Below are 23958 nucleotides of genomic sequence, written 5' to 3'. Positions count from 1 at the left end.
CCGGGAGCGGTGCGAGTCGGACCGCCGAGCCCCGCCTCACGGTGGTGCATGCGCATACGGAACTCGAACTAGGGTTTCCCCGTGCGTGTACTCCTTGTGGAAGACGACGAGCCGGTCGCGGAGTCCCTGCGGCGAGGGCTGCTGCGCTACGGGTTCGAGGTGGAGTGGGTCACCACCGGGGCGGCGGGTCTCGCCGTCACCGCGCCGTACGACCTGGTGCTGCTCGATCTCGGCCTGCCCGACACCGACGGGCTCGATGTCTGCCGGGCGCTCCGGCGGCGCGGAGACGTACCCATCATCGTGATCAGCGCCCGCAGTGACGAGACCGATCGGGTCGTCGGCCTGGAGATCGGGGCCGACGACTACGTCTCCAAGCCCTTCGGGGTGCGCGAGGTGATCGCCAGGATCCGGGCCGTGATGCGACGTGTGCGGCCGGCGGACCGGCCCGCGGGGCCCCAGTGCTACGGGACCCGGCTGAGCGTCGACCGCAAGGCGGCGCGAGTCCGGCTCGACGGCGCGGAGGTGGCGCTGACGCCCAAGGAGTACGACCTGCTGTCGTTCCTCACCGAGGAACCGGGCGCGTTGATGTCCCGCGAGCAGATCATGGAGGCCGTCTGGGACGCCAACTGGTTCGGCCCGACCAAGACGTTGGACGTGCACGTGGCGGGGCTGCGGCGCAAGCTGGCCGGGGCGGTGTCCATCGAGGCCGTCCGCGGAGTGGGCTTCAGACTGGTCGTCGAGGCCGCCGAGGCCGCCGAGGCCGTCGAATCGGTCCGACCGGAACCCGCGTGATCAAGCGGCTGATCGTCAGCTACGTGGCGCTCGTCGCGGTCGCCCTCGCCGCCTTCACCGTGCCGGTCGCCTTCACGCTCACCGCGCAACTGCGGGGGGACACCGAGGAGTCCGTACGCCGTGAGGCCACCACGATGGCGCTGCTGCTCGGGGACGGGGACGAGCCCGCCCGGCAGGCGCTGGCCCGGATGGCGGGGGCGTACGCCGATGAGACTCCCGGCACCGTCGAGGTGGTCGCGGCCGACGGCACGAGCGCCGTGCCCACGCTGCCCCTGCCGGCGGACCCGGACGACCCCGCGTTCGGCGAGGCGCTCGGGCGGGGGAGGACCACCGTCGACTGGGGTTCGCGGCTCGTGTGGGGGCCCGAGCTGGTGGTCACCGTGCCCGTGTACGCGCGCGGGGAGGCCGTGGCGCGGGAGGAACGGATCGTCGGCGCGGTGCGCATCCGGTACGAGACCGCCGACCTCACCGGCCGGCTCTGGCGGATCTGGGGCTTCCGGGCCGTTCTCGCGGTCGGCGTGCTCGCGGTCGCGGCCGGGCTCGGCGCGATCGTGGCCCGGTTGCTGACCAAGCCGCTGCGCCAGCTCAACGACATGGCCAGCCGCTTCGGCGACGGCGATCTCACCGCCCGCTCACCCGTGACCGGACCCCAGGAGACACAGACCCTGGCCCGTACGCTCAACCAGGGCGCCGAGCGGCTCGACACCCTGGTCGCCTCGCAGCGCATCTTCGTCGCGGACGCCTCGCACCAGCTGCGTACGCCGCTGACGGCGCTGCGGCTCTCGCTCGACAACATCGCGGACGGGGTCGACGACGAGTTCGTCCGCGAGGACGTCGACCAGGCCACCGCCGAGGTCGTGCGGATGAGCCGCCTGGTCAGCGGCCTGCTCGTGCTCGCCCGTGCCGAGGCGAAGGTGTCGGCGCCCGAACCGCTGCCCCTGCGCGAGCTGGTCGAGGAACGGCTGAACGTCTGGCGCCCGGCGGCCGACGAGCGCGGCGTGACCATCGTCCTCACCGGCGACGCCGACGACCGGCTCCGGGTGCTCGCGGGGCCCGGCAACCTCGACCAGGTCCTCGACAACGTCCTCTCCAACGCCCTGGAGGTCTCCCCCGACCGGGGGACGATCACCGTACGGGTGGACGCCGGAGGTCAGGACGTGGCCGTCCTGGAGGTCCTCGACCAGGGCCCCGGCATGTCCGCCGCCGAACAGGCCCGCGCGTTCGACCGGTTCTGGCGCGGCCAGGGGCTGACCGGCCGTACCGGATCCGGTCTCGGCCTCGCCATCGTCAAGCAGCTGGTCACGGACGACGGCGGCGGGGTGGCCCTCCGGGACGCGCCCGGCGGCGGACTGTGCGTACGGATCGGGCTGCGGACGCCGGCCGAGGCGCCCCGGTGGATCAGCCCTCGGCCGGCAGCACCGAGGAGTGGTGGTTGACGATCAGCCACCGGCCGTCCCGCTTCTCGTACGCGTAGGAGTAGCGGGCCTCGACGGCCTGGGTGGTGCCGGTCTTCGGGTCGGTGAGGTGGAAGCGGTAGAGGCCGGCGTCGATCGCCGAGTTCTCGTCCAGGACGGTGATCACCGAGCGGATCTTCTCGCCCCGCGGCTTCTTCTGGAGGAAGTGCTCGAAGTAGTCGGCGATGTCCGCGTGGTCGGTACGGATCCGGGGCGAGGCGGTCGGCAGCAGGACGGCGTCCTCGGCGTACCGGTCGGCGACCTTCTCCGCGTCCCCGGTCCGCAGCGCCGCGTTCCACCGGTCGAAGAGGCCGGCGATCTCCCGCTCACCGACCTTGCCGCGCCTGCTGTCCTTCTCGCCCGCCTGGGCGATGCCGACGCCGGCGGTGAGGGTGCCGAGGGTCGCCACGGCGAGTCCGGCGGCCAGGACGGCACGGGTACGGGATATGGGCTTCATCGGGACTCCTGCGTCAGGTGAACGTCCGCCGAACGCCGTTGCGTTCGTGTGCGGCCACTCTCGCGTCGCCCGGTACAGCGCCCGTACAACCCCCGTACAGCACATGGCAAAGGTACGGACAGGACGCGCGACGGCGGTCGCCCGTGGGCTCGCCGTCGGGCGGGTCCTACGGCTCCACGACGCCCCGGACGACACCGAGGTCCAGGAGGTCCCGTGGCCGCAGACGAAGTTGGTCCGCCGTGGTGTCGGACTCCTCCGGCGGGCGCTTGAGGATGGAGGCGGCGGCCTCCGGGGCGATCACCGAGAAGTAACTGTCGGGCGTCGCCCAGAGGTTGTCGGGGGCGGCGAGGGCGAGCGCGCCGCCCGAGCCGCCCTCGCCGATGAGGAGGGAGGTGACGGGGACGCGGGCGGAGACCACGGCGGCGAACAGGTCGGCGATCGCGGGGCCCGCTCCGGCGCGCTCCGCCGCCGGGTCGTTGGCCGCCCCCGGCGTGTCGATGAGGGTGAGGACGGGGATCCCCAGCCGGTCGGCGAGCCGCACGAGCCGGGCGGCCGTACGGAAGCCGGCCGGGCGGGTCGCGGTCCCGCACTGCGCGGCGTACGCGACCGTACGTCCGTCGGGGAGCCGCCCGAAGCCGCACCGCATGCCCGGGTCGACGCCCCCGGAGCGGTCGCCCGAGATCTCCTCGCGGACGGAGAAGTGCGCGTCGAGGTACGCGGCGGCCCGGGGCCGCTCGGGGTGCCGGGCACGGGCCACCGCCTCCCGGCCGCTCGCGGCGGGCGGCGTGCCCGGGTCGCCGAGCGCACGCGGCGGAGCGACCGGGCCCTGCGCGGGGCGGGTGAGCAGGGAGAGCCAGCGCCCGAGGGCGCCGGGGAGCGCGTCCGGAGTCACGATCGCGTCGACGTGTCCGTGGGCGAGCTGTGCCTCCGCCGTGTACGCGGCGGGGTCCGCGTCCGGCGGGCGGACGCGGGAACCGGCGAAGCCGACCTGGGCTCCGGGCAGCGCGAGGACCACATCCGATCCGGCGCCGAGCGTGGCCCAGCCGCCGCCCGTCGTCGGATCCCTCAGGACGGCGATCTGTGGCAGCCCGGCGGCCCGGGTGAGGGCCGACTCGCGTGCCAGGAACTGGAGTTGGAGGAGAGCGCGCATGCCTTCGTGCATTCGGCTGCCGCCGGTGGCCGGCAGTACGACCACGGGCAGTCGTCGCGCGCGGGCCAGTGCGTGGGCGGCGGCGGCCCGCGCGCCGGTCCGCTCTCCGAGGGAGCCGCCGAGGAACCGGAACTCGAAGGAGATCAGGACCACTTGTACGCCGCCGATCTCGCCCGTCCCGCAGATCACCGACTCGGTCTCGCCGGTACGGGCGGAGGCGCGCGCGTGCGTGTCGGAGTAGCCGGGCCACCCGATCGGCCCGTCACCCGTCAAAGGGCCCTCGGTGAAGGGGAGTTCGGTGAAGTCGTCGCCGGTGACGAGGGTGATCGCCTCGCGTGCCGTCGTCGGGTCGCTCATCCGGGCCTCGCAGCTCGTCGACGGAGTGTGGGGGAGTGCGGACCGGGGGCGTGGCGCCGCCCGGATCTTGCTCTCCCACCGTACCGTCCTATCGCGCGCCGCCCCCGCCGCCCCGCGTCGCACGGGCGTCCATCGCGTCGAACCATTCCGCGATCCGCGGTGCGGACGTTCCGAACGCCCCGAAGTGGCTCACCGCCCCCTGGTCGACGACGGTCGCCTTCCGCCCGTGCCGGGCCAGGTCCGCGGCGCAGGCGCGGGAGTTGGCGATCGGCACGTCCCGGTCGCCGGAGGCCGTGTACAGGCGTACGGGCACGTCCGGTCGCCAGTCGCAGGTGCCGTCGTTGGCGCGGAACGTGCGCAGCAGCTCGCCCGAGGGGTGCCGCAGCTCCTCCAGGAAGTCCGCCGTGAACAGCTCCTCCGGCGTGCCCGGCAGCCGTTCGGTGATCTCCTCCTCGCCGTGGGAACCGTCGAAGAGGTCCTCGACGAACCCGGCGTACGGCGCACGGAACACCTCGGCCGGGTCCCGGTAGAGCGGCCGGAGCCGGTTCTGGGCGGTGAGGAAGTAGGAGAAGTAGAAGACGGCGCTCCGGGGCTCCACGCGCCCGTCGAAGGCCCCGGGGGTCTCGCTGCCCTCGATGTCGTACGGTCCGCTGATCGGGGCGAGGGCCCGCAGCCGGAATCCGCGGTCGGCCCCGCCGGCCAGCTCGCGGCCGAGCCCCATCGCCACCTGCCCGCCTTGGGAGAATCCCGTCGCGTACACGTCGCCGGTGAGCGGCCGGCCGAGGCGCCGGGCGGCCTGTCGGGCCGCGCGCAGCATGTCGAGCGAGGCGGAGACGGAGGAGCGGGTGTCCATGTACGGGTGGCGGCCGGGGCCCCGGCCGAGCCCCAGGTAGTCGGGAGCGGCGACGGCACGGCCCCCGGCGGCGTACAGATAGGGGGAGAGCCGGCCGAATCCCTCGCCCACCGACGGCGCGTAGTCGCGGTGCACCATCGTGCCGTGCGTGTCGGAGACCAGGGAGAGCCGGTGCGGGCCGCCCCGGGGCAGGACGAGGAGTCCGGTGGCCGTGGTCGGTGCCCCCGTGGGAGTGACGGTGCGGTAGGTGAGCCGGTGGGCCGTCACCCCGTACCGCACGCCGCGTGCGTCGATCCCGGGCCCGGAGACGAACGCGGCCACCTGTGCCCGGTCGAGGGCGGCGACCGGGGTGATGTCGAGGAGGGCACCGCGGCGGGATTCGTCCTGCCGGTCCGCCGTGATCGAGGCGACTGCCCCGGCAGGGCCGGACGCGGTGGCGGCGGGGGCGGCCGCGAGCAGGGCCATGACCAGGAGGGTTCCGGCGGCGACGGTACGCCGTGCGGTACGGCGCCGCCCCGCCCGGACCCGAGAACGAGTATCGGTTGTCATGGCGACGACGCTAGGGGTCGCCACCGCGTCGCGGACATCCCGTGGGCCCCCGGACGAGGGGTGGGGTTGTCCTCAACGGCCGGAGGGGGAAGGCGGGTTCAGCCGTGGCCGCGCTGCCGGTGTTCGGAACCCCCGTACTCCAGGGGGCCGTTGCCCGGCAGCGGCGGTTTCGAGGGCGTCGGTCGTCAACCGGCCGTCGCCGGCGTCTCCGTGCTGCCGTTTCGCCCGGCCGTCCTCGACGTGCGGCGCCAGGGGCGCCACCCGCCACGCGGGGGCCGGTCGGGCAGCCAGCCGAAGGCGAGCGAGCTGCCGATCAGCCCCAGCATCATCCCCACGAAGAATCCGCCCAGGTTGGACGTCACCCAGCTCCCCAGGGACGCCAGCACGCCGACGACCGAGTAGAAGAGCCGCTGGCGCGGATTGAGGACGACGAGCAGTCCACAGATGACCATGAGCACGGGGAGGACGTAGCCGACCAGGCTGTCGGCCCCCGCCGTGAGGATCACGTTGATGCTCGCCCGCTGGGTCAGCAGGATCTCGCCTCCGCCCAGGGCGAGGGCGAGACCGGCGCCGAAGGGGCGCCGGTGCCGCCAGCGCCGGAAGGTCCGCCAGAGCTGCCGGGGACGGCCGGGCGCCACGCTCAGCAGCCCTTCGAGCTGAAGCTCATGTGCAGGTCGGGCAGGGTGAACCGGACGGCGGTCGTGGCGTAGTTGGTCTGCCGCAGGTCCTTGATGGTGACGGTGTCGGCCTGCTGCCCGAAGGAGCCGAGCGGGCCCTTGACCGGCGGTTTCTCGAAGGTGCTGGCGTCGCCGCCGATCTCGATGTTGTCGAAGTCGGCGAGCTTGCCGGAGATGTCGGTGGAGTCGGTGGTGAGCCCCGAGGCCTTCACGGGGGTGCCCTCGCCGCCCGCCGTGATGTGCAGGAACGTGCCGCCGAGTTCCACGCTCTGGCAGAGTCTGGTGAGTTCGGCCTCGCGGATCGCGGTGACGATGACGAGCACCTGACCGCCGGTGTCGCCGGCGTTGGGGCTGCCCTCCGCCATGTTGTCGAGGGCTCCGAACTGTCCGAAGCCCCTGCCCTCCATGGAGTCGGCGGTGACCGTGAACGGCATGCCGGAGATGGCGAACTGGGCGGCGAGCGCCCCTTGCGCGGTCAGTACCACGAGGGTGGCGGCCGCGGCCAGGGCGGGGACACCCATCAGGGCGGCGCGGCGGAAGCGGACCCGGCCGCGTCTGCCCGAACCGCCTTCGGGTAACGAGGTGTTCGTGTTCTCTTCGGGGGTGTCTTCGGACAGGGCCATGCGGTGCTCCTGACGTGAGTGAGGAAACAGACCTGCGCGGCGACGTCCTGGCGCGGACAGTTCCCCAACCCGCCTGGGTCTTCCTCACGTGGTGCGGAGGCAGACGTGCCGCAGGGAACCTTTCGGACCGTAAGGCTTGCTGTTACCCGGGGTCAACCACCGTGCATCGGTGGTGTGCCGGGGCCCTGACGATCGATCATTCGGAGGTGAAAGGGGCCACGACGACATGCACGAGACTGTCGAGGAGCAGGGGAAGATCGCCGGTCCGCCCCTCGTCGACCGCCCGGTGCACCGCGGCGTGGACGGCGCCCACCACGGTGTCCACCAGCTCACCCCTCGCGACCCACGGCGGCCCCGGCGGGGCGTCCGTGAAGAACCGTCGAAAACTGGCCAGAAGTTCGGCGCGGGCCCGGCGTCCCGCGGGCCCCAGCGACTCGATCTCGACCACCATCGTGGCGAACGCCGGCGTCTGGGTGAGCAGGGTCAGTAACACCCGCAGCCCGGCCCGTACCGAGCTCGGCCAGTCCGTCGCGCCGCCCGTCTCGTCGTACGCCCGCTGCATGGCCCGCACCACCTGCTGCGTGCCGCCCCGGTACGCGGCGATGACGGCGTCCTCCTTGCCGGAGAACAGCTCGTAGAAGACGGGGCGGGTCACTCCGGCGGCCCGGCAGATGTCACTGATCCGGGCTCCCGCGTAGCCGTTCTCCGCGACCGTCCTGGCGACGCCGTCCAGCAGCCGCTCCCGCTGCCGGGAGGCCACCTGCTCGGGCGTGAGCCGGCGCGGCCCGGGGCGCAGCGAGCGCTCCGGCTCACGTCCTGAGCGGGCCCCCGGCAGGACGAGCCCCTCCTCGGTTCCGTGAGCACTCGTCATCGGCCACATCCTCCGCGGGTTGTTGACGTCACATACTCGACAGGATTACAACCCTGATGGGTTTTCCTCTCGGCGCGTCCCCACCGCGCACCGCACCGAGTATCACGCTCCCGCACCTCTCGCGTCACCGCTGCCGGACATCCGTGGCGCCGGATCGTTCCGGCGGTGGTCGCGCACCGCCCGTACCGCCACGCACCCCTGCGCGGAGCCGCTCGACCCGACACGGATCCGTCCCTGGATCCGACACACGGATCCGGACGCGGATCCGGTACACGGATCCGTACCTGGATCCGCTCGCTCCCCGTGGGAGCCGTTCGACCCCAGGCGGAGCCGTTCACCCCTGTCGCTCACCCCTGCGCACAGCCGCCCGTCCTCGCCTGCCGCTCCTGGCTCCCGCGCATCCCCGTACACCCCCGCCGGACCCACGCACACCGCCGAGTACGGCAGCCGTACGGCCGCACACAGCCGTCGTACGGCAGCAGCACCGTCGCAGTACAGCCGAGTTCCGCACCCCCACCTCCGTACGGAAGGAAGCACCCTCATGCGCAAGCGCGCTCTCCTCGTCACCCTCGGCCTCGCCGTCACCGCCGGCCTGGCCGCGACCACCCAGGCCGGTGCGACCGCCGCCGCCGGCGACGTCCTCACCACCGGTGGCCCGGGCGGCACCGCCGTCGCCGTCGGCGACGTCCTCAACGCCACGCTCCCCGCCGGGACGCAGGCCCGGATCGCCACCACCTCCGGCGGCAGCACCGGCATCACCTGTAACACCTCTGCGTTCACCGCCACCGTCACCGGCAACCCCGCCGCGCCCGGCACCGCCACCGAGTCCGCCACGGCCCACACGCTGAGCAGTTGCACCACCAACATCATCGGAGCGACGGGCGTCCAGAGCATCACGGTGAACAACCTGCCGTTCGCCACCGCCGTCGTGTCCGGCGGCGCGCTCACCGTCACCGCGGGCGCCACCGGCCCGATCCAGACCACCCTGAAGATCAACACCATCCTCGGCGTGACGACCTGCGTCTACCGGGCCGCCAGCCTCACCGCCACACCGTCCAACACCGACAACTCGCTCACCTTCACCAACCAGCAGTTCACCAAGTTCAGCGGCCCCGGCACCTGCCCGGCCAACGGCTACTTCTCCGCCAAGTACGGACCCGTCCGGGACACCAGCCAGGCCGGCAGTCCCGCCGTCTTCGTGAACTGACCCCCGAGCTCCGGCCCCCTCGTACTCGGGTACGAGAGGGCCGGAGCGCTCAGGCCAGGATTCCGCTCCCGTGCGGGGCGTACAGATCGAGGAGCCGGACCCGGGTCACATGGAGGCGATGGGCCAGGATCGCGCCCACCCAGAACATGACCGAGGCCCCGAACTCCTTGTCCGTATGGCACATCGAGCGGACGGCGGGGGCGTCGAACTCGTGCGCCCGGACCGGCGTCATCGCCTCGGCACCCGACTGGCACAGATACGGCGGGAACAGCCACGACAGGCCGACCAGCTCCCCGTGGCGCAAGGTCTCGATCACGGGCGCCCCGCGCCCCGGCACCTTCGCGTCGAGCGTCACCGCGCCCGTCTTCACGATCCAGAACCGGTCCGCGTGCTGCTGCTCCTCGAACAGCCGGTGACCGGATTCGAAGTGCACGTCCTCGGCGAAGGCCATCAGCCGCTCCCGGTGCTCCGGCGGCAACGTGCTGACCTTGGGTGCGGCACTGCTCATGGCGGACCCTCCTCGCACAGTCGGCTCCCACCCCCAGTGTCCGCCAGCCCGCCCCCACGCGCGCCTGCTCCGGGCGTACGCGTGCGCCGCCGCCGTACGCGCGCGTGCTCCGGCCGGACGTGCGGGCTCGGCGCCCCTCCCGTAGCGTGACGCCGGGGGTACGGGGCGGGAGCAGGGGCGGGATCCATTCCTCGCGCAGATCGGTACGGAACCCATGGCAGACAAGCCCGCGATCGTCCTTGTCCACGGCTTCTGGGGCGGCGCCGCCCACTGGTCGAAGGTGATCACCGAACTCCACCGGCGCGGCCACGACCGCCTCCACGCCGTCGAGAACCCGCTCACCTCGCTCGCCGAGGACGCCGAGCGCACCCGGAAGATGGTCAGGCAGGTCGACGGGCCCGTGCTGCTCGTCGGCCATTCCTACGGCGGGGCCGTCATCACCGAGGCGGGCGACCTGCCGAACGTGACCGGCCTCGTCTACATCGCCGCGTTCGCCCCCGACGCGGGGGAGAGCCCCGGACAGATCAGCCAGGAGCACCCGCCGGCCGCCTTCGAGAACATCGTCCCCGACTCCGACGGCTACCTCTGGGTCAAGCAGGACAAGTTCCACGACAGCTTCGCCCAGGACCTGAGCCAGGAAGAGGCCCTGGTCATGGCCGTCACCCAGAAGGCACCGCTCGCCTCCACCTTCGGCGACAACGTCACCGCCCCGGCCTGGCGGGCCAAGCCCACGTACTACCAGGTCTCCACCGAGGACCGCATGATCCACCCGGACAACGAGCGCCGCATGGCCGCGCGCATGAACCCGCGCAAGACCATCGAGCTCGACGCGAGCCACGCCTCGCTCGCCTCCCAGCCCGCCGAGGTCTGCGACCTGATCGAGCTGGCCGTACGCGAGACCGGGGCCTGACCGCCCGGCCGGTCCTCCCTTCCACCACGTGACCCCCGGCCCCGGCCGGGGGTCACGTCTCGGCGTACCCGCTCACCCTCCGTGCACCCCTCCGGCGTGCGGGGGCAGGGCGGAGGGCGGAGCATGAACGTGAGGAGGAAGCGGCAAGCGGGGGCGTGAGCGGAGAACAGCGCGAGCCAGGAGGGTGCCATGCCCGTCCCGGAAGGCGGAGACGCGCTCGTCGTGCTGCGCGGGGTCGACAAGTACTTCGGCGCCCTGCACGTCCTCCAGTCCATCGACCTGACGATCCACCGCGGCGAGGTCGTGGTCGTCATCGGGCCGTCCGGATCGGGGAAGTCGACGCTCTGCCGCGCGATCAACCGCCTGGAGACCATCGACAAGGGCGAGATCGTCGTCGACGGACGCCCACTGCCGGCCGAGGGGCGTGAACTCGCGGCCCTGCGGGCCGACGTCGGCATGGTCTTCCAGTCCTTCAACCTCTTCGCGCACAAGACGGTGCTCGGCAACGTCACCCTGGGCCAGATCAAGGTCCGCAAGAAGGACAGGAAGGCGGCCGAGGAGCGCGCCCGCGCCCTCCTCGACCGGGTCGGTGTCGCCTCGCAGGCGGACAAGTACCCGGCGCAGCTCTCCGGCGGCCAGCAACAGCGCGTGGCGATCGCCCGCGCCCTCGCCATGGATCCGAAGGTGATGCTCTTCGACGAGCCGACCTCCGCGCTCGACCCCGAGATGATCAACGAGGTCCTGGAGGTCATGCAGCAACTCGCCCGGGACGGCATGACGATGGTGGTCGTCACCCATGAGATGGGCTTCGCCCGTTCCGCCGCCAACCGCGTCGTCTTCATGGCCGACGGACGGATCGTCGAGGAGACGACCCCGGACGAGTTCTTCAGCAACCCGCGCAGCGACCGTGCCAAGGACTTCCTGTCCAAGATCCTCCACCACTGAGCTCGCCCGGCACGGCCGTCGCCCGACCAGCAGCCCCCAGGGGTGATCCTCATGAACACGACCAGGACCCACAGGGCCACCGTCCGGACCGGCAGGGCCACCGTGGCCGTCGCCGCGGCCGTCGTCCTCTCCTTCACCTCCGCCGGATTCGCGAACGGCGCGACCGGTGCCGTGCCCCGCGACCACGGCGGCGACGAGATCACCGTCGGCATCAAGTACGACCAGCCCGGCATCGGCCTGAAGACCCCCGACGGCACCTACACCGGCTTCGACGTCGACGTGGCCACGTACATCGCCAAGGAACTCGGCCACGACCCGTCCGACATCGTGTGGAAGGAGGCCAAGAGCGCCGACCGGGAGACGCTGCTCCAGCGCGGTGACGTGGACTTCATCGCGGCCTCCTACTCGATCAACGACAAGCGGGCCGAGAAGGTCGACTTCGCCGGCCCCTACCTCCTCGCCCACCAGGACGTGCTGATCCGCGCCGACGACGACTCGATCAAGCAGCCGTCCGACCTGAACAACAAGAAGCTCTGCTCGGTCACCGGCTCGACGTCCGCGCAGAACGTCAAGGACAAGATCGCCCCCGACGCCCAACTCCAGGAGTACGGCGGCTACTCCGAGTGCCTGACCGGTCTGGAGAACGGTGTCATCGACGCCGTCACCACCGACGACTCGATCCTCGCCGGGTACGCGTCGCAGGAGGAGTTCAAGGGCAAGTTCAAGCTCGGCGGATTCAAGATGAGCAACGAGAACTACGGTATCGGCGTCCAGAAGGGCAGCGAACTCAAGGCGAAGATCAACACGGCCCTGGAGAAGATGGTCGCCGACGGTTCCTGGGACGCGGCGGTGAAGAAGAACTTCGGCCCCGCCGGCTACCAGAACGAACCCGCCCCCGAGATCGGCGTCATCGTGAAGTGAGCGGGCCGTCGTGTTCGACTTCCTTCAGGGGTACGACCTGCTGGGAGCCTTCTGGGTGACGGTGCAGCTCACCGTCTACTCGGCGATCGGCTCCCTGATCTGGGGGACGCTGCTGGCCGCGATGCGCGTCAGCCCCGTCCCCCTGATGCGGGGCTTCGGCACCTGCTACGTCAACATCGTCCGCAACATCCCCCTCACCGTCATCATCGTCTTCACCTCGCTCGGCCTCTTCCAGACCCTCGGCGTCGACATGGGCGCCGATCGCTTCACCACGATCAACTTCAGGCTCGCCGTCCTCGGTCTCACCGCGTACACCAGCGCCTTCGTCTGCGAGGCAGTGCGCTCCGGCATCAACACCGTCCCCCTCGGACAGGTCGAGGCGGCCCGCGCCATCGGTCTCAGCTTCCCGCAGGTGCTCCGCATCGTCGTGCTCCCGCAGGCCTTCCGCTCCGTCGTCGGGCCCCTCGCCAACGTCCTCATCGCCCTCACCAAGAACACCACCGTGGCCGCCGCCATCGGCGTCGCCGAAGCGGCCCTGCTGATGCGGGAGATGATCGAGAACGAGGCCCAGCTCATCCTCATCTCCGCGATCTTCGCCGTCGGCTTCATCTGTCTGACCCTGCCCACCGGACTCTTCTTCGGCTGGGTGGCGAAGAAGGTGGCGGTGAAACGGTGAAGACCAAGCCCACCGTCCTCTACGACGTTCCCGGGCCCCGCGCCCGGCGGCGCAACGTCCTCTGGACGCTGCTGTTCCTTGTCGCGCTGGCCGCGGTCGTGTGGTGGGTCGTGGCGAGCCTCGCCGACAAGGGCCAGCTCGAATGGTCCAAGTGGGCCCCCTTCTTCACCGACGCCCGCGTCTGGGAGACGTACATCCTCCCCGCCCTCAAGAACACCGTGATCGCCGCCGGACTCGCCATGGTGATCGCCCTGCCCCTCGGCGCCCTCCTCGGCATCTCCCGCCTCTCCGACCACCGGGCCGTACGCGGCACGGCGGGCACCGTCGTCGAGTTCTTCCGCGCGATCCCCGTCCTCATCCTCATGCTCTTCGCCAACGAGGCCTACTCCGAGTTCATCGACATCAGCCCGGACGTCCGCCCGCTGTACGCCGTCGTCACCGGCCTCGTCCTCTACAACGCCTCCGTTCTCGCCGAGGTCGTCCGCGCCGGCATCCTCGCCCTCCCCGCGGGCCAGACCGACGCGGCGAAGGCCATCGGCATGCGCAAGGGCCAGACCATGACGTACGTGCTCCTCCCGCAGTCGGTCACGGCCATGCTGCCCGCTCTCGTCAGTCAGCTCGTCGTCATCGTCAAGGACACCGCGCTCGGCGGCGCGATGCTCGGCTTCTCCGAACTCCTCGCCTCCGTCCGTCCGATGAGCGCCAACTACGGGGCCAACACGATCGCCTGCTTCACCGTCGTCGCCGTGCTCTTCGTCATCCTCAACTTCGCGCTCACCACCTTCGCCTCCTGGCTCGAAGGCCGGCTGCGGCGCGGCAAGAAGTCCACGGGCGCGGTCGTCGGCGTGGGCGCGGTCGAGGAACTGGCCACGCCGGGCGAACACATGGGTCCGACCGACGAGACCAAGTGACCCTCGGGGAGGGGCGGGGTCACGCGCGCGCGTGACTCCGGTCAGGGCCGGGAGGGCGTACCCGTGGCACCGGCGTCGTCCCGAGCGGTGCCGACGCCCTCCGGCCCCGTCGCCTTCCGGCTGAGCGCGCCCGGCCACCATGCGACGGGGCCGAGGTCCCGTACGAGAGCGGGCACGAGCAGCGAGCGGACGACGAGGGTGTCCAGGAGGACGCCGAACGCGACGATGAAGGCGATCTGCACCAGGAAGGCGAGCGGAATGACGCCCAGCGCCGCGAACGTGGCGGCCAGCACCACACCGGCGGACGTGATGACACCGCCGGTGGCGGTCAGCCCGCGCAGCACGCCCTCGCGGACCCCGTGCCGCAGCGACTCCTCCCGCACGCGGGACATCAGGAAGATGTTGTAGTCCACGCCGAGCGCGACCAGGAACACGAACCCGTAGAGCGGGACCGAGGAGTCCGTGCCGCTGAACCCGAAGACGTACCGGAAGACCAGGGCCGACACCCCGAGGGTGGCGAGGAAGTTCAGCGCCACCGTGGCCACGAGCAGCAGCGGCATCAGGACCGAGCGGAGGAGGAGCACGAGGATGGCCAGGATGACGGCGAGCACCACCGGCACGATCAGCATCCGGTCGCGCTCGGCGGTCCGCTGGGTGTCGTACCGCTGCGCCGTGTAGCCACCGACGAGGGCGTCCGCCCCCGGCACCGCGTGCACGGACGTGCGGAGCCGGGCCACCGCCGCCTTGGCCGCGTCGCTGTCGGCGGCGTCGGTCAGGGTGACGTCGATCCGGACCCGGCCGTCGACGACCAGCGGTGCCCCGGCCCCCGGCCGGCCGGAGGCGGTGACGGCCGCGGCCGAGTCGACTCCCTCGACCCGCTCGGCGGCCGCGGTCACCCGGGTCGCCGCGTCCGCGTCGGCGATCACGATCGCCGGATTGCCCGCCCCACCGGGGAAGTGCCGTCCGAGTTGCTCCTGCGCGGCGACGGACGGGGCGTCGTTCACGAAGATCTCGTCGAGCGGCACTCCCTTGGACTCCAGGACCGGCGCGAAGGCGGCACAGGCGAGGAGCCCGGCGAGCGTCACCGCCCATACCTTGCGGGGAGCACGGTCCACCAGCGAGGCCACGCGGCGCCAGATCTTGTGGCCGTCGCCCCCGGACTCGGACGGGCGGGGCCGGGAGGGCCAGTACGCGGCGCGGCCGAGCAGGACCAGCACGGCGGGCAGGAAGGTCAGCGTGCTCAGCACGGCGCAGACGATGCCGATGGCGCCCACCGGGCCGAGGGCCCGGTTGTTGGTGAGATCGCTGAACAGCAGGGCGAGCAGGGCGAGCGCGACGGTGGCCGCGCTGGCCGTGATGGGACCGGCGGACCGGCGCAGCGCCGCGCGCATGGCGGGGACACGCTCTCCGTCGAGTCGGGCGAGCTCCTCGCGGTAGCGGGCGGCGAGGAGCAGCGCGTAGTCGGTCGCAGCGCCGATGACGAGGATCGACAGGATGCCCTGGACCTGTCCGTCGACCCGGACGACGTCGTGGTCGGCGAGCACGTACACCACGGCGCAGGCCAGGGCGAGCGCGAGCACCGCGCCGACGATGATGATCAGGGGCAGCAGCACGCTGCGGTACACGAGCAGCAGGATGAGCAGCACCGTGACCAGGGCGACCGCGAGCAGCAGCCCGTCGATGCCGGCGAAGGCGTCCGACAGATCGGCCTGGGTGGCGGCGGGACCGGCGAGCCACACGGTCGTCCCGGGCACCGTGGAGGCCGCCCGGTCGATCTCCTCCAGCGTGGGCGTGAGCTCGTCACCGAGGTCGGGGCGGAGCTGTACGACTCCGCGCAGCGCCTTCCCGTCCTCGGAGGGCAGCGCCGGGGTCGGGGTGCCGACGACACCGGGCTGCCCGGTGAGCGTGGCCAGCGCGCGGGTGGCGGCGGCCCGGGTCTCGGGGTCGATCGGTCCGTCGCCCGGTGAGGTCCAGACGACGAGCGCGGGGAGCGTCTCGTCCTGGCGGAAGGCACGCTGGGCCTCGATCACCCGGGTGGACTCGGCGCTTTGCGGGAGGAAGGCGGCCTGGTCGTTGGTGGCCACCTCGCCGAGCTTGCCCGCGTACGGGCCGAGCCCGCCGCCGACGGCGAGCCAGAGGACGAGCAGGACGAGGGGCAGCAGACGGGCGGCCCATCGTGTGGGGCGGGGCATGCGGACTCCAGGGCAGGGGTCTCTCGACACGGAAGGAAGTGTCTCAAGGAGAAAGAATCTCAATGATTGAGAGAGATTGAAGCACGGGGAGGCCGAGCGAGGGGCATGGGGTGCCCAGGGCTCGCCGGGGGAGAGAGGGCGAGGGAGAGAAGGGAGAGGGACGAGGGCTCGCGGGGGAGAGAAGGCGGGAGATCAGGGCTCGCCCGGTGGGGGAGATTGACGCGCGGGAGGCGAGGGCTCGCCCGGGGGAGACGCGCGGGAGGCGAGGGCTCGCCCGGGGGGAGACGCGTGGGAGGTGAGGGCTCGCCGACGCGGCGAAGGCCGACGGCTCGCCGGGGCGGCGCCCGCCTCGGTCAGCGGCGCGGGACGTGCAGGTCGCCGAGTTCCTCGTTCAACGCGTCCAGGAAGCGCACGGCCACGGCCAGCTCCTCCGCGTCGAACCGCAGCCGGGCCCGCTCCGCCGCCTGTGCCAGCGGCATGAAATAGCTGCGTGCGGCGGCCTTCGCCCCCTCCACGTAATGCACATGGACGAGCCTGCGGTCGGCACTCTCCCGGGAGCGGCGGATGTGCCCGGCCCGTTCGAGCCGGTCGAGACAGGCCGTGACCGCCCCCGAGGTCAACCCCAGGTGCTCCCTCAGACGACCCGGCGTCAGCGGCTCCGGGCTGTCCAGGACGACCGAGAGCGCCTGCACGTCCGTGGGATGCAGTCCCTGCGCGAGCGCGAAACCATGGACCAGTCGATTGATCTCACCGTTCGTCCGCCGCAGCGCGCGGGCGAAGCTCTGCGCATCACCCGGCACGCGCCCGGGGGCGGTCCCGCCGGTCTCGGGTTCCTCTGTACTGGCCACACGATCAGCCTATAGAAACCGGCCCCGTGCATCCGCGGCGGCCGCACCACCGGAAGAGAACAGGAGGAAGCCGCACCCCAGGCCGATGGGGGAGAGCGGCACCCTCACCGACGGCGGACCTCCACCGACCACGGAACGGACACCGACGGCGGACCTCCACCGACAACGGAACGGAGCAGATCCATGAGCGACGCGTCAGGGCACGAGACCCCGGGACCGCTGTGCCTGGTCACCGGCGCCAGCGGTTACATCGGCGGCCGCCTCGTCCCCGAACTCCTGGAGGCCGGTTTCCGGGTGAGGTGCCTGGCCCGCACCCCCGCGAAACTGCGCGACCACCCCTGGGCCGGGGAGGTGGAGATCGTCCGGGGCGACGTCACCGACGCCGACACCCTCGCGCCCGCCTTCCGCGACGTCGACGTCGCGTACTACCTGGTGCACGCCCTGGGCGCCGGGCGCGGCTTCGAGCGCACCGACCGTACCGCGGCCGAGAACTTCGCCCGAGAGGCCCGCGCCGCCGGTGTCGGCCGCATCGTCTACCTCGGCGGTCTCACCCCTCGTGGCGTGCCCGACCAGGAGTTGTCGCCGCATCTGCGTTCACGCGCCGAGGTGGGCCGCATCCTCCTGGAATCCGGGGTTCCCACCACGGTGCTCCGCGCCGCCGTCATCATCGGATCCGGCTCGGCCTCGTTCGAGATGCTCCGGTACCTCACCGAACGCCTGCCCGTGATGGTCACCCCGAGCTGGGTCCGTACCCGCATCCAGCCGATCGCCGTCCGGGACGTCCTGCGCTATCTGGTCGGCAGCGCGCGGATGCCCGCGGAGGTCAGCCGGACCTTCGACATCGGCGGCCCCGACGTCCTCACGTACCTAGGCATGATGCGCCGCTACGCCGCCGTCGCCGGACTGCCCCGGCGGCTCATCTTCCCCGTGCCGGTCCTCACGCCCCGGCTGTCCAGCCACTGGATCGGCCTTGTCACCCCGGTGCCCCGGTCCATCGCCCGCCCGCTCGCGGAGTCGCTGCGGTACGAGGTCGTCTGCGGCGAGCACGACATCGCCGACCTGGTGCCGGACCCGCCCGGTGCCCCTCTCGGCTTCGACCGAGCGCTGTCCCTGGCCCTCCAACGGGTCCGCGAGGCCCGGACCACCACCCGCTGGTCCTCCGCCTCCGTGCCGGGCGCGCCGAGCGATCCGCTGCCCACCGACCCCGACTGGGCGGGCGGCAGCCTCTACACCGACGAGCGCGAACTCACCGTCGGCGCGTCACCGCAGGCGCTGTGGCGGGTCGTCGAGGGCGTCGGCGGGGAGAACGGCTGGTACTCCTTCCCCCTCGCCTGGGCGGTCCGGGGATGGCTCGACCGGCTCGTCGGAGGCGTCGGTCTGCGCCGGGGCCGGCGCGACGCCCTGCACCTGAGAGCCGGGGACTCGCTGGACTTCTGGCGGGTGGAGGAGATCGAACGGGGCCGGCTGCTGCGGCTGCGCGCCGAGATGAGGCTCCCCGGCCTCGCCTGGCTGGAGATGTACGCCGAGCGCGACGGAAGCGGGGTGACCCGCTACCGCCAGCGCGCCCTGTTCCATCCCCACGGCCTGGCCGGCCACGCCTACTGGTGGAGCGTCGCGCCGTTCCACGCCGTGGTCTTCGGTGGTATGGCCCGCAACATCGCGCTGACGGCGGAGGCGAGCGAAGCGGCGGGGACGGCGGGCCCGTCGCCGATGTCCGGCTCGTCGTCGGCATCCGGCTCGTCGGGAGTGTCCGGTCCGTCGGGGGTGTCCGGCTCGTCGGGGGTCTCCGGCCCGTCACCCGCATCCGGATCGCCCCCGCAGGGCGAATGACCTCCGCACGCACGACACCACAGCGACCACCGGGCCGGAGCCTCGCCGTGCCGGTCGGTGGCCCCATGCCAGGAGCGGTGCCATGAACGTCTCGGTCGTCCTGTTCACCTCGGACCTCCGTGTCCACGACCATCCGCCCCTGCGTGCCGCGCTGGGCCGGGGGAACGAGGTCGTCCCCCTGTTCGTACGAGATCCGGCCGTGTCCCGCGCGGGCCACTCGGCGCCCAACCGGAACGCCTTCCTCGCGGACTGCCTCGCCGATCTCGACAACGAACTGCGCGAGCGCGGCGGCCGCCTCGTGGTGCGCTCGGGCGACCCCGTCGCCGAGGTGCGTGCCGTCGTGCGGGAGGCCGAAGCCGACGACGTCCACATGGCGGCCGGCTGCAGTGGGTTCGCCCGGCGCCGTGAGGACCGGCTGCGCCGCGCCCTGGAGGCGGACGGGCGGCGCCTGTACGTCCACGACGCCGTCGTCACCGCGCTGCCCACGGGCGCGGTGACACCCAGCGGATCGGACCACTACGCGGTCTTCACCCCCTACTTCCGGCGCTGGTCGCGCGAGCGGCTGCGCGAGCCACTGGCGGCGCCGCGAGCGGTCCGGACGCCCCCGGGGATCGGCTCCGAGGGCCTGCCGGCCCGCGCGGACGCCGCGTACGTCTCCGAGGGCCTCGCCACCGGCGGCGAGAAGGAGGGCAGGAGGCGGCTCACCGCCTGGCTGACGCGGGGCGCAGACACGTACGAGGAAGGCCATGACGACCTCGCGGGCGACGCGACGTCCCGCCTCTCGCCGTACCTCCACTTCGGCGCCGTTTCGGCGGCCGAGGCGCTTCACCGGGCCCGGTCGCGCGGCGGGGCGGGCGCCGAGGCGTTCGTACGCCAGCTCTGCTGGCGCGACTTCCACCACCAGGTCCTCGCCGCGCGCCCCGACGCCGCCGCCGACGACTACCGCACCCGGCACGACCACTGGAGGCACGGGAAGCACGCGGACGCCGACCTCGGGGCGTGGCGGGACGGCCGCACCGGCTACCCCGTCGTCGACGCCGCCATGCGCCAACTCGCCCACGAGGGCTGGATGCACAACCGCGGGCGGCTGCTCGCCGCCTCGTTCCTGACCAAGACCCTGTACATCGACTGGCGCGAGGGAGCGCGGCACTTCCTGGACCTGCTGGTCGACGGCGATGTCGCCAACAACCAGCTCAACTGGCAGTGGATGGCCGGCACCGGCACCGACAGCCGCCCCAACCGGGTGCTCAACCCGGTGATCCAGGGCAGGCGGTACGACCCCGACGGCGCGTACGTACGGCGTTGGGTCCCGGAACTCGCCGGGCTCCGAGGCCCCGCGGTCCACGAGCCGTGGAAGCTGCCCGGTCTCGAACGGGCCCGGTACGACTACCCCGACCCCGTGGTCGAACTCGCCGACGGCCTCGCCCGCTTCCGGCACGCCCGGGGACAGGACTAGGGGGTGCCGGAGGGGCGGACCGCGACCGATCTCGGGAGCGCGCCGAACGGCGTCCGCTCAGGGCCCTCCCGACGGGGCGGCGGTCCCGTCGCCGTCCCGTGCCGCCGCGCAGAGACCGTGCAGGAGGGACAGGGCGTCCCGCAGCCCGACGGGGCGCAGCATCCCCGGCCCGGGAGTCCGGCCCGCCCAGCCGGGACCCGCGAGGAGGACCGCCGTCCGCGTCCGGGCGCCTCTGACGCCCCAAGAGGCGTCGGCGACGTGGCGGGCCAGGGGGTGGTGGGCCGTCGACCGTGCCTGGGCCCACAGCACGACCGCGGCGGGTCCGGTCCTCCGTACCGCCTGGTCGAGCGCCTCCGGCGGCACGGCCGCCCCGAACATCAGGGTGGGCACCCCGAGTTCGGCTAGCCCCGCGGCGAGTGCCTCCAGCGGGAGCGTGTGCTGCTCGTTGGGCACGCAGGCGAGCAGCACCGGGGGAGTGCCGGCCTCCGGGGGCCCGGTACGCCCCGCCGCGCCGACCCGGCGCAACGCCGTCGACACGTGCCACGACAGCAGGTGCTCCACCTCGACGTAGCGGTCCTCCGAGGTCTCCCACTTACGGCCCACGGCATGCAGGGCCGGTGCCAGCACCTCCTCCCAGGCGGCGACCAGACCGTGCCGCGCGATCACGGACTCCAGCAGCTCGTCCATGGCCCCGGAGTCGAGCCGGACGGCCGCGCGGCCCAGGCCCCGCAGTTCCCGTCGTACGTCGCCCAGGGGCTGTTCACGGGCAGGCGGCGCCGTGGACGCCTCCCCGGTGGGGAGCGCGGCCGGCGCGGCTCCGGACCGGGCCGCTCGGGCAGCTCGGGCCGCCTCCGCCGGAGGGACTCCGGACGCCGTCAGACGGCACATCTCCTGAAGCACGGCGATGTCACCCGGAGTCCACCGTCGGTGCCGGCCGCTTTCGTGGGCGGCGGGGCCGATGCCGTAGCGCCGGTCCCATGAGCGCAGGGTCGTGGGCGCGACGCCCAGGCGCCGCGCGACCGCGCCGCTGGTGAGCCCCGGCGAGGGTTCGGTCATGAAGCCACGATACGACGCACAACCGATGCGAATGGTGCGGCCGTCGTGCCGGGACGGAGCCTTGGGGTGCCCCGCGAGGGGACCCCCGCCCGCCGACCGGTCGCCGCCGGTCCCGGCCAGAGGAGCAGTCGTCGTCATGACCGCACCGAGTGTCGCCGCCCAGCCGTCGCTCCGCACCGAGGCGCGGTCCCTGTCCGACCGCGAGGTCGCCGACGGGTTCGTGCGCGGCGACGAGCGCTGTCTGGCCGTCGCCCACGCCCGGTGGCACGGCCTCGTGCACACCCTCGCCGCCCGCACCCTCGGCGACGCCCGGGAGGCCGAGGACGTCGGCCAGCAGGTCTTCCTCGCCGCCTGGCGGGGCCGTGTCGGCTACCGGCCGGAGCGCGGTCCGTTCCCCGGCTGGCTCGTCGGCATCACCCGGCGGAAGATCGCCGACGCCCTCGCGGCGCGCACCCGCCGCCGTGACCTGGTGGTCGCGGCCGGGACACGGCTGCCGCCCGACGGCGTGTCCGCCCCGGATCCCGACCGGGTCGTCGACCGGCTCGTGGTCACCGGCGAACTGGCGAAACTGCCCGCCGCGCAACGCGAGGTACTCGCCATGGCCTTCTACGGGGACCTCACCCAGGTCCAGATCGCCGAGCGCACCGGAATGCCGCTCGGCACGGTGAAGAGCCACGCGCGGCGCGGCCTCGACCGGATGCGCCGTTCGCTGGGCGAGGCGTCGGGTCCGCGCGTCACGGCCCCCGCGGGCTGAGAGACGGTCCGCGGCCCCCGCGGGCCGAGCAGCGGTCCACTGCCCGGCGCGTCGGGAAACCTGCCACGCCCCCGCGCGGGACGGCAACGACGCACGGGTGACGCAAGGGCGACGCACGTGACGTACAGACGTACAGTCGACGCGCGCCGAGGGCCACGTCCGGAGCGGCGGTCCGAGGACCACACCCGGTCCGAGGACCACACCGGGACCCCACGCCCGTCCACCTTCCAGGTGAATCGGCCCATCCGGAGCGCCGTCGATGCCGAATGAGGAGCATGACCCTCTCCGAGCCACCACCTGAGCCGACCCGCACGGACCGACTCCTGGCAGCCCTCGGCGGCCTGCTCGCCGCGTATGTCTCGCTGGCCGTCGCGGACGTCGCCGCCTTCTGGGTGCGGCCCGAAGCGAGCCCCGTGCCCGCCGTCGGCGGCGCCGTCGTCGACCGGACCCCGGCGGCCGTCAAGGAATGGGCGATCCGCGAGTTCGGTGAGAGCGACAAGGCCGTCCTCCAGCTCGGCATCCTGATCGTCCTCGGGCTCCTCGCCGTCGGGATCGGGCTCCTCGCCCTGCGCCACCGTCTGCTCGGATCGGCGGCGGTGGGTGCCTTCGGCGTCCTCGGGGCCCTGGCCGCCGTGACCCGCCCCGACTCGGACTCCGCCCTCGACGCCGTGCCCTCACTGGTGGGGGCCGTCGTCGGAGCGCTCCTGCTCTACGGCCTGATCGGCCTCCTCTTCGCCCGGAGGGCCCGCGCCGGATCCGGTGGCGCCCGCGCCGACCGCCGGAGCTTCCTGGTCGTGGCCGCGTCCGCCGGCCTCGCCGCGACCGGCGCCGCCGCCGTGGCCAGGGCGATCGGCAGCCCCGTCGAGGAGAACGCCGCCGCCTCCCGCGCGGCCCTGCGGCTGCCCCGGCCCGCGTCCCCCGCCCCCGCCGTCCCCGCCGGAGCCCAGCTTCGTGTCCCGGGCATCAGTCCCTTCGTCACCCCCAACCGCGACTTCTACCGGGTCGACACGGCGCTCGTCGTGCCCCGGGTCGACGCCGACCGCTGGCGGCTGCGCGTCCACGGCAGCGGCGTACGCGAGGAACTCACCCTCACCCTGCCGGAGCTCATGACCCGGCGGATCGTGGAGCGGGACATCACGCTCGCCTGCGTCTCCAACGAGGTCGGCGGCCCGTACGTCGGCAACGCCCGCTGGCTCGGCGTCTCCCTCGCCGACCTCCTCCGCGAGGCCGGAGTCCGCCCGCCCTCCGAAGGCGGCCCCGCCGACCAGCTGGTCGCCCGCTCCGTCGACGGCATGACCATCGGCACCCCCGTCGAGCAGGTCATGGACGGCCGTGACGCCCTCCTGGCCTTCGGCATGAACGGCGAGCCCCTGCCCTTCACCCACGGCTTCCCCGTCCGGATGCTCGTCCCCGGCCTCTACGGATACGTCTCCGCCTGCAAGTGGATCGCGTCGATCGAGCTCACCACCTTCGCCGCCTACGACGCCTACTGGGTGCCGCGCGGCTGGGCCGCCCAGGCCCCCGTCAAGACCCAGTCCCGCATCGACACCCCCCGCTCCTTCGCCCGCCCCGCCGCCGGCACCGTGATGATCGCCGGGGTCGCCTGGGCGCAGCACCGGGGGATCCGCCGGGTCGAGGTACGGATCGACGACGGCCCCTGGCAGGAGGCACGCCTCGCCGCCGAGGACAGCAGCGACACCTGGCGCCAGTGGCTGTACCCCTGGACGGCGACCCCCGGCCGGCACACCCTCACCGTCCGGGCCACCGACGGCACCGGCGCCACCCAGCCCGAAGAGCGCACCGGCACGATGCCCGACGGGGCACAGGGCTGGCACTCGGTCGTCGTGACCGTCGAAGAGGGGTAGCCGTGGCGGGCGGGGTGCGGCATCGTGACGGGCGGGAAGGTGTCGCCGACTCGGTCCGAGGACCGTAACGAACCGGTGCCGCCCGCCCGTTCGTCG

General features: G+C 72.9%; 22 protein-coding genes. 12 read left to right on the top strand and 10 right to left on the bottom strand.

Features of this window, described 5'->3' with window-relative positions; all coding sequences use genetic code 11:
- Positions 1-81 precede the first annotated feature (81 nt).
- Positions 82-792, top strand: a complete 711-nt coding sequence (locus OG259_RS05020) for a response regulator transcription factor (protein ID WP_328941075.1) — start codon at positions 82-84, stop codon at positions 790-792.
- A complete protein-coding gene (locus tag OG259_RS05015; RefSeq protein ID WP_328941074.1) occupies positions 789-2228 on the top strand; it encodes a sensor histidine kinase in 1440 nt (479 codons plus the stop codon). The genes OG259_RS05020 and OG259_RS05015 overlap by 4 nt, the downstream gene beginning before the upstream one ends.
- Here OG259_RS05015 and OG259_RS05010 read toward each other — a convergent pair.
- The 6 genes from OG259_RS05010 to OG259_RS04985 all read right to left on the bottom strand — a co-directional run bounded on the left by OG259_RS05010 (position 2191) and on the right by OG259_RS04985 (position 7783).
- Positions 2191-2703: an SgcJ/EcaC family oxidoreductase gene (locus OG259_RS05010; RefSeq protein ID WP_328941073.1), complete on the bottom strand. Its 513-nt coding sequence runs from the start codon at positions 2701-2703 to the stop codon at positions 2191-2193. The genes OG259_RS05015 and OG259_RS05010 overlap by 38 nt on opposite strands.
- A gap of 166 nt (positions 2704-2869) precedes the next feature.
- Positions 2870-4210 carry a carboxyl transferase domain-containing protein gene (locus tag OG259_RS05005; RefSeq protein WP_328941072.1) on the bottom strand — a complete coding sequence of 447 codons (1341 nt, stop codon included), beginning with the start codon at positions 4208-4210 and terminating at the stop codon, positions 2870-2872.
- Between the two features lie 88 nt (positions 4211-4298).
- Complete coding sequence (locus tag OG259_RS05000; RefSeq protein WP_328941071.1) at positions 4299-5612, bottom strand: alpha/beta hydrolase; 1314 nt, start codon at positions 5610-5612, stop codon at positions 4299-4301.
- 185 nt (positions 5613-5797) lie between these two features.
- Positions 5798-6250, bottom strand: coding sequence for a DUF6114 domain-containing protein (locus OG259_RS04995; protein ID WP_328941070.1), 453 nt, complete (start codon positions 6248-6250; stop codon positions 5798-5800).
- A gap of 2 nt (positions 6251-6252) precedes the next feature.
- On the bottom strand, positions 6253-6912 hold the full coding sequence (locus tag OG259_RS04990) for a DUF6230 family protein (RefSeq protein WP_328941069.1): 660 nt from the start codon (positions 6910-6912) through the stop codon (positions 6253-6255).
- Positions 6913-7108: 196 nt separating this feature from the next.
- Complete coding sequence (locus tag OG259_RS04985; protein WP_328941068.1) at positions 7109-7783, bottom strand: TetR/AcrR family transcriptional regulator; 675 nt, start codon at positions 7781-7783, stop codon at positions 7109-7111.
- A 541-nt stretch (positions 7784-8324) separates the two neighbouring features.
- Between OG259_RS04985 and OG259_RS04980 the strand changes: the two genes are divergently transcribed.
- Positions 8325-8990: a Tat pathway signal sequence domain protein gene (locus tag OG259_RS04980; RefSeq protein ID WP_328941067.1), complete on the top strand. Its 666-nt coding sequence runs from the start codon at positions 8325-8327 to the stop codon at positions 8988-8990.
- A gap of 49 nt (positions 8991-9039) precedes the next feature.
- Here the strand turns inward: OG259_RS04980 and OG259_RS04975 are convergent, their stop codons facing one another.
- The gene (locus OG259_RS04975) at positions 9040-9498 is read right to left on the bottom strand and encodes a Crp/Fnr family transcriptional regulator (RefSeq protein WP_328941066.1); all 459 of its coding nucleotides are present in this window, start codon (positions 9496-9498) and stop codon (positions 9040-9042) included.
- Positions 9499-9712: 214 nt separating this feature from the next.
- Between OG259_RS04975 and OG259_RS04970 the strand changes: the two genes are divergently transcribed.
- The 5 genes from OG259_RS04970 (at position 9713) to OG259_RS04950 (ending at position 13861) form a co-directional block, all read left to right on the top strand.
- A complete protein-coding gene (locus OG259_RS04970; RefSeq protein WP_328941065.1) occupies positions 9713-10408 on the top strand; it encodes an alpha/beta hydrolase in 696 nt (231 codons plus the stop codon).
- A 189-nt stretch (positions 10409-10597) separates the two neighbouring features.
- A complete protein-coding gene (locus OG259_RS04965) occupies positions 10598-11353 on the top strand; it encodes an amino acid ABC transporter ATP-binding protein (RefSeq protein ID WP_328941064.1) in 756 nt (251 codons plus the stop codon).
- A gap of 51 nt (positions 11354-11404) precedes the next feature.
- A complete protein-coding gene (locus OG259_RS04960; protein WP_328941063.1) occupies positions 11405-12274 on the top strand; it encodes a glutamate ABC transporter substrate-binding protein in 870 nt (289 codons plus the stop codon).
- A 10-nt stretch (positions 12275-12284) separates the two neighbouring features.
- Positions 12285-12950 carry an amino acid ABC transporter permease gene (locus OG259_RS04955; protein WP_328941062.1) on the top strand — a complete coding sequence of 222 codons (666 nt, stop codon included), beginning with the start codon at positions 12285-12287 and terminating at the stop codon, positions 12948-12950.
- A complete protein-coding gene (locus OG259_RS04950) occupies positions 12947-13861 on the top strand; it encodes an amino acid ABC transporter permease (RefSeq protein ID WP_328941061.1) in 915 nt (304 codons plus the stop codon). The genes OG259_RS04955 and OG259_RS04950 overlap by 4 nt, the downstream gene beginning before the upstream one ends.
- Positions 13862-13902: 41 nt before the next feature.
- Here OG259_RS04950 and OG259_RS04945 read toward each other — a convergent pair whose 3' ends face one another.
- Entirely contained in the window at positions 13903-16053 is a 2151-nt protein-coding gene (locus tag OG259_RS04945; protein ID WP_328941060.1) for an MMPL family transporter, read from the bottom strand.
- Positions 16054-16406: 353 nt separating this feature from the next.
- Positions 16407-16901: a MarR family winged helix-turn-helix transcriptional regulator gene (locus OG259_RS04940; RefSeq protein WP_328941059.1), complete on the bottom strand. Its 495-nt coding sequence runs from the start codon at positions 16899-16901 to the stop codon at positions 16407-16409.
- Between the two features lie 183 nt (positions 16902-17084).
- Here OG259_RS04940 and OG259_RS04935 point away from each other — a divergent pair, with 183 nt between their 5' ends.
- Positions 17085-18731 (top strand): SDR family oxidoreductase, encoded by a 1647-nt coding sequence (locus OG259_RS04935; protein WP_328941058.1) that lies wholly within the window; start codon positions 17085-17087, stop codon positions 18729-18731.
- Positions 18732-18813: 82 nt separating this feature from the next.
- Complete coding sequence (locus OG259_RS04930) at positions 18814-20187, top strand: cryptochrome/photolyase family protein (RefSeq protein WP_328941057.1); 1374 nt, start codon at positions 18814-18816, stop codon at positions 20185-20187.
- Between the two features lie 57 nt (positions 20188-20244).
- On the opposite strand, the gene OG259_RS04925 is transcribed toward OG259_RS04930, so the two are convergent.
- Positions 20245-21243, bottom strand: a complete 999-nt coding sequence (locus tag OG259_RS04925; protein ID WP_328941056.1) for a cobalamin B12-binding domain-containing protein — start codon at positions 21241-21243, stop codon at positions 20245-20247.
- Between the two features lie 136 nt (positions 21244-21379).
- Here OG259_RS04925 and OG259_RS04920 point away from each other — a divergent pair, with 136 nt between their 5' ends.
- Both OG259_RS04920 and OG259_RS04915 read left to right on the top strand, forming a co-directional pair.
- Positions 21380-21997 (top strand): sigma-70 family RNA polymerase sigma factor, encoded by a 618-nt coding sequence (locus tag OG259_RS04920; protein WP_328941055.1) that lies wholly within the window; start codon positions 21380-21382, stop codon positions 21995-21997.
- Between the two features lie 275 nt (positions 21998-22272).
- Positions 22273-23862 (top strand): molybdopterin-dependent oxidoreductase, encoded by a 1590-nt coding sequence (locus OG259_RS04915; protein ID WP_328941054.1) that lies wholly within the window; start codon positions 22273-22275, stop codon positions 23860-23862.
- Positions 23863-23958 lie beyond the last annotated feature (96 nt).

Origin of the sequence: Streptomyces sp. NBC_00250, assembly GCF_036192275.1 — a bacterium.
Classification (GTDB): domain Bacteria; phylum Actinomycetota; class Actinomycetes; order Streptomycetales; family Streptomycetaceae; genus Streptomyces.
Note: the sequence above shows the minus strand (reverse complement) of the source record. Positions and strands in the feature narration are given on the sequence as shown.

Bases quoted from the DNA above. Each gene is read 5' to 3' on its own strand.
- OG259_RS05010 (WP_328941073.1), bottom strand. From the start codon at position 2,703: ATGAAGCCCATATCCCGTACCCGTGCCGTCCTGGCCGCCGGACTCGCC.
- OG259_RS05005 (WP_328941072.1), bottom strand. From the start codon at position 4,210: ATGAGCGACCCGACGACGGCACGCGAGGCGATCACCCTCGTCACCGGC.
- OG259_RS05000 (WP_328941071.1), bottom strand. From the start codon at position 5,612: ATGACAACCGATACTCGTTCTCGGGTCCGGGCGGGGCGGCGCCGTACC.
- OG259_RS04990 (WP_328941069.1), bottom strand. From the start codon at position 6,912: ATGGCCCTGTCCGAAGACACCCCCGAAGAGAACACGAACACCTCGTTA.
- OG259_RS04985 (WP_328941068.1), bottom strand. From the start codon at position 7,783: ATGACGAGTGCTCACGGAACCGAGGAGGGGCTCGTCCTGCCGGGGGCC.
- OG259_RS04980 (WP_328941067.1), top strand. From the start codon at position 8,325: ATGCGCAAGCGCGCTCTCCTCGTCACCCTCGGCCTCGCCGTCACCGCC.
- OG259_RS04975 (WP_328941066.1), bottom strand. From the start codon at position 9,498: ATGAGCAGTGCCGCACCCAAGGTCAGCACGTTGCCGCCGGAGCACCGG.
- OG259_RS04970 (WP_328941065.1), top strand. From the start codon at position 9,713: ATGGCAGACAAGCCCGCGATCGTCCTTGTCCACGGCTTCTGGGGCGGC.
- OG259_RS04965 (WP_328941064.1), top strand. From the start codon at position 10,598: ATGCCCGTCCCGGAAGGCGGAGACGCGCTCGTCGTGCTGCGCGGGGTC.
- OG259_RS04960 (WP_328941063.1), top strand. From the start codon at position 11,405: ATGAACACGACCAGGACCCACAGGGCCACCGTCCGGACCGGCAGGGCC.
- OG259_RS04945 (WP_328941060.1), bottom strand. From the start codon at position 16,053: ATGCCCCGCCCCACACGATGGGCCGCCCGTCTGCTGCCCCTCGTCCTG.
- OG259_RS04935 (WP_328941058.1), top strand. From the start codon at position 17,085: ATGAGCGACGCGTCAGGGCACGAGACCCCGGGACCGCTGTGCCTGGTC.
- OG259_RS04930 (WP_328941057.1), top strand. From the start codon at position 18,814: ATGAACGTCTCGGTCGTCCTGTTCACCTCGGACCTCCGTGTCCACGAC.
- OG259_RS04925 (WP_328941056.1), bottom strand. From the start codon at position 21,243: ATGACCGAACCCTCGCCGGGGCTCACCAGCGGCGCGGTCGCGCGGCGC.
- OG259_RS04920 (WP_328941055.1), top strand. From the start codon at position 21,380: ATGACCGCACCGAGTGTCGCCGCCCAGCCGTCGCTCCGCACCGAGGCG.
- OG259_RS04915 (WP_328941054.1), top strand. From the start codon at position 22,273: ATGACCCTCTCCGAGCCACCACCTGAGCCGACCCGCACGGACCGACTC.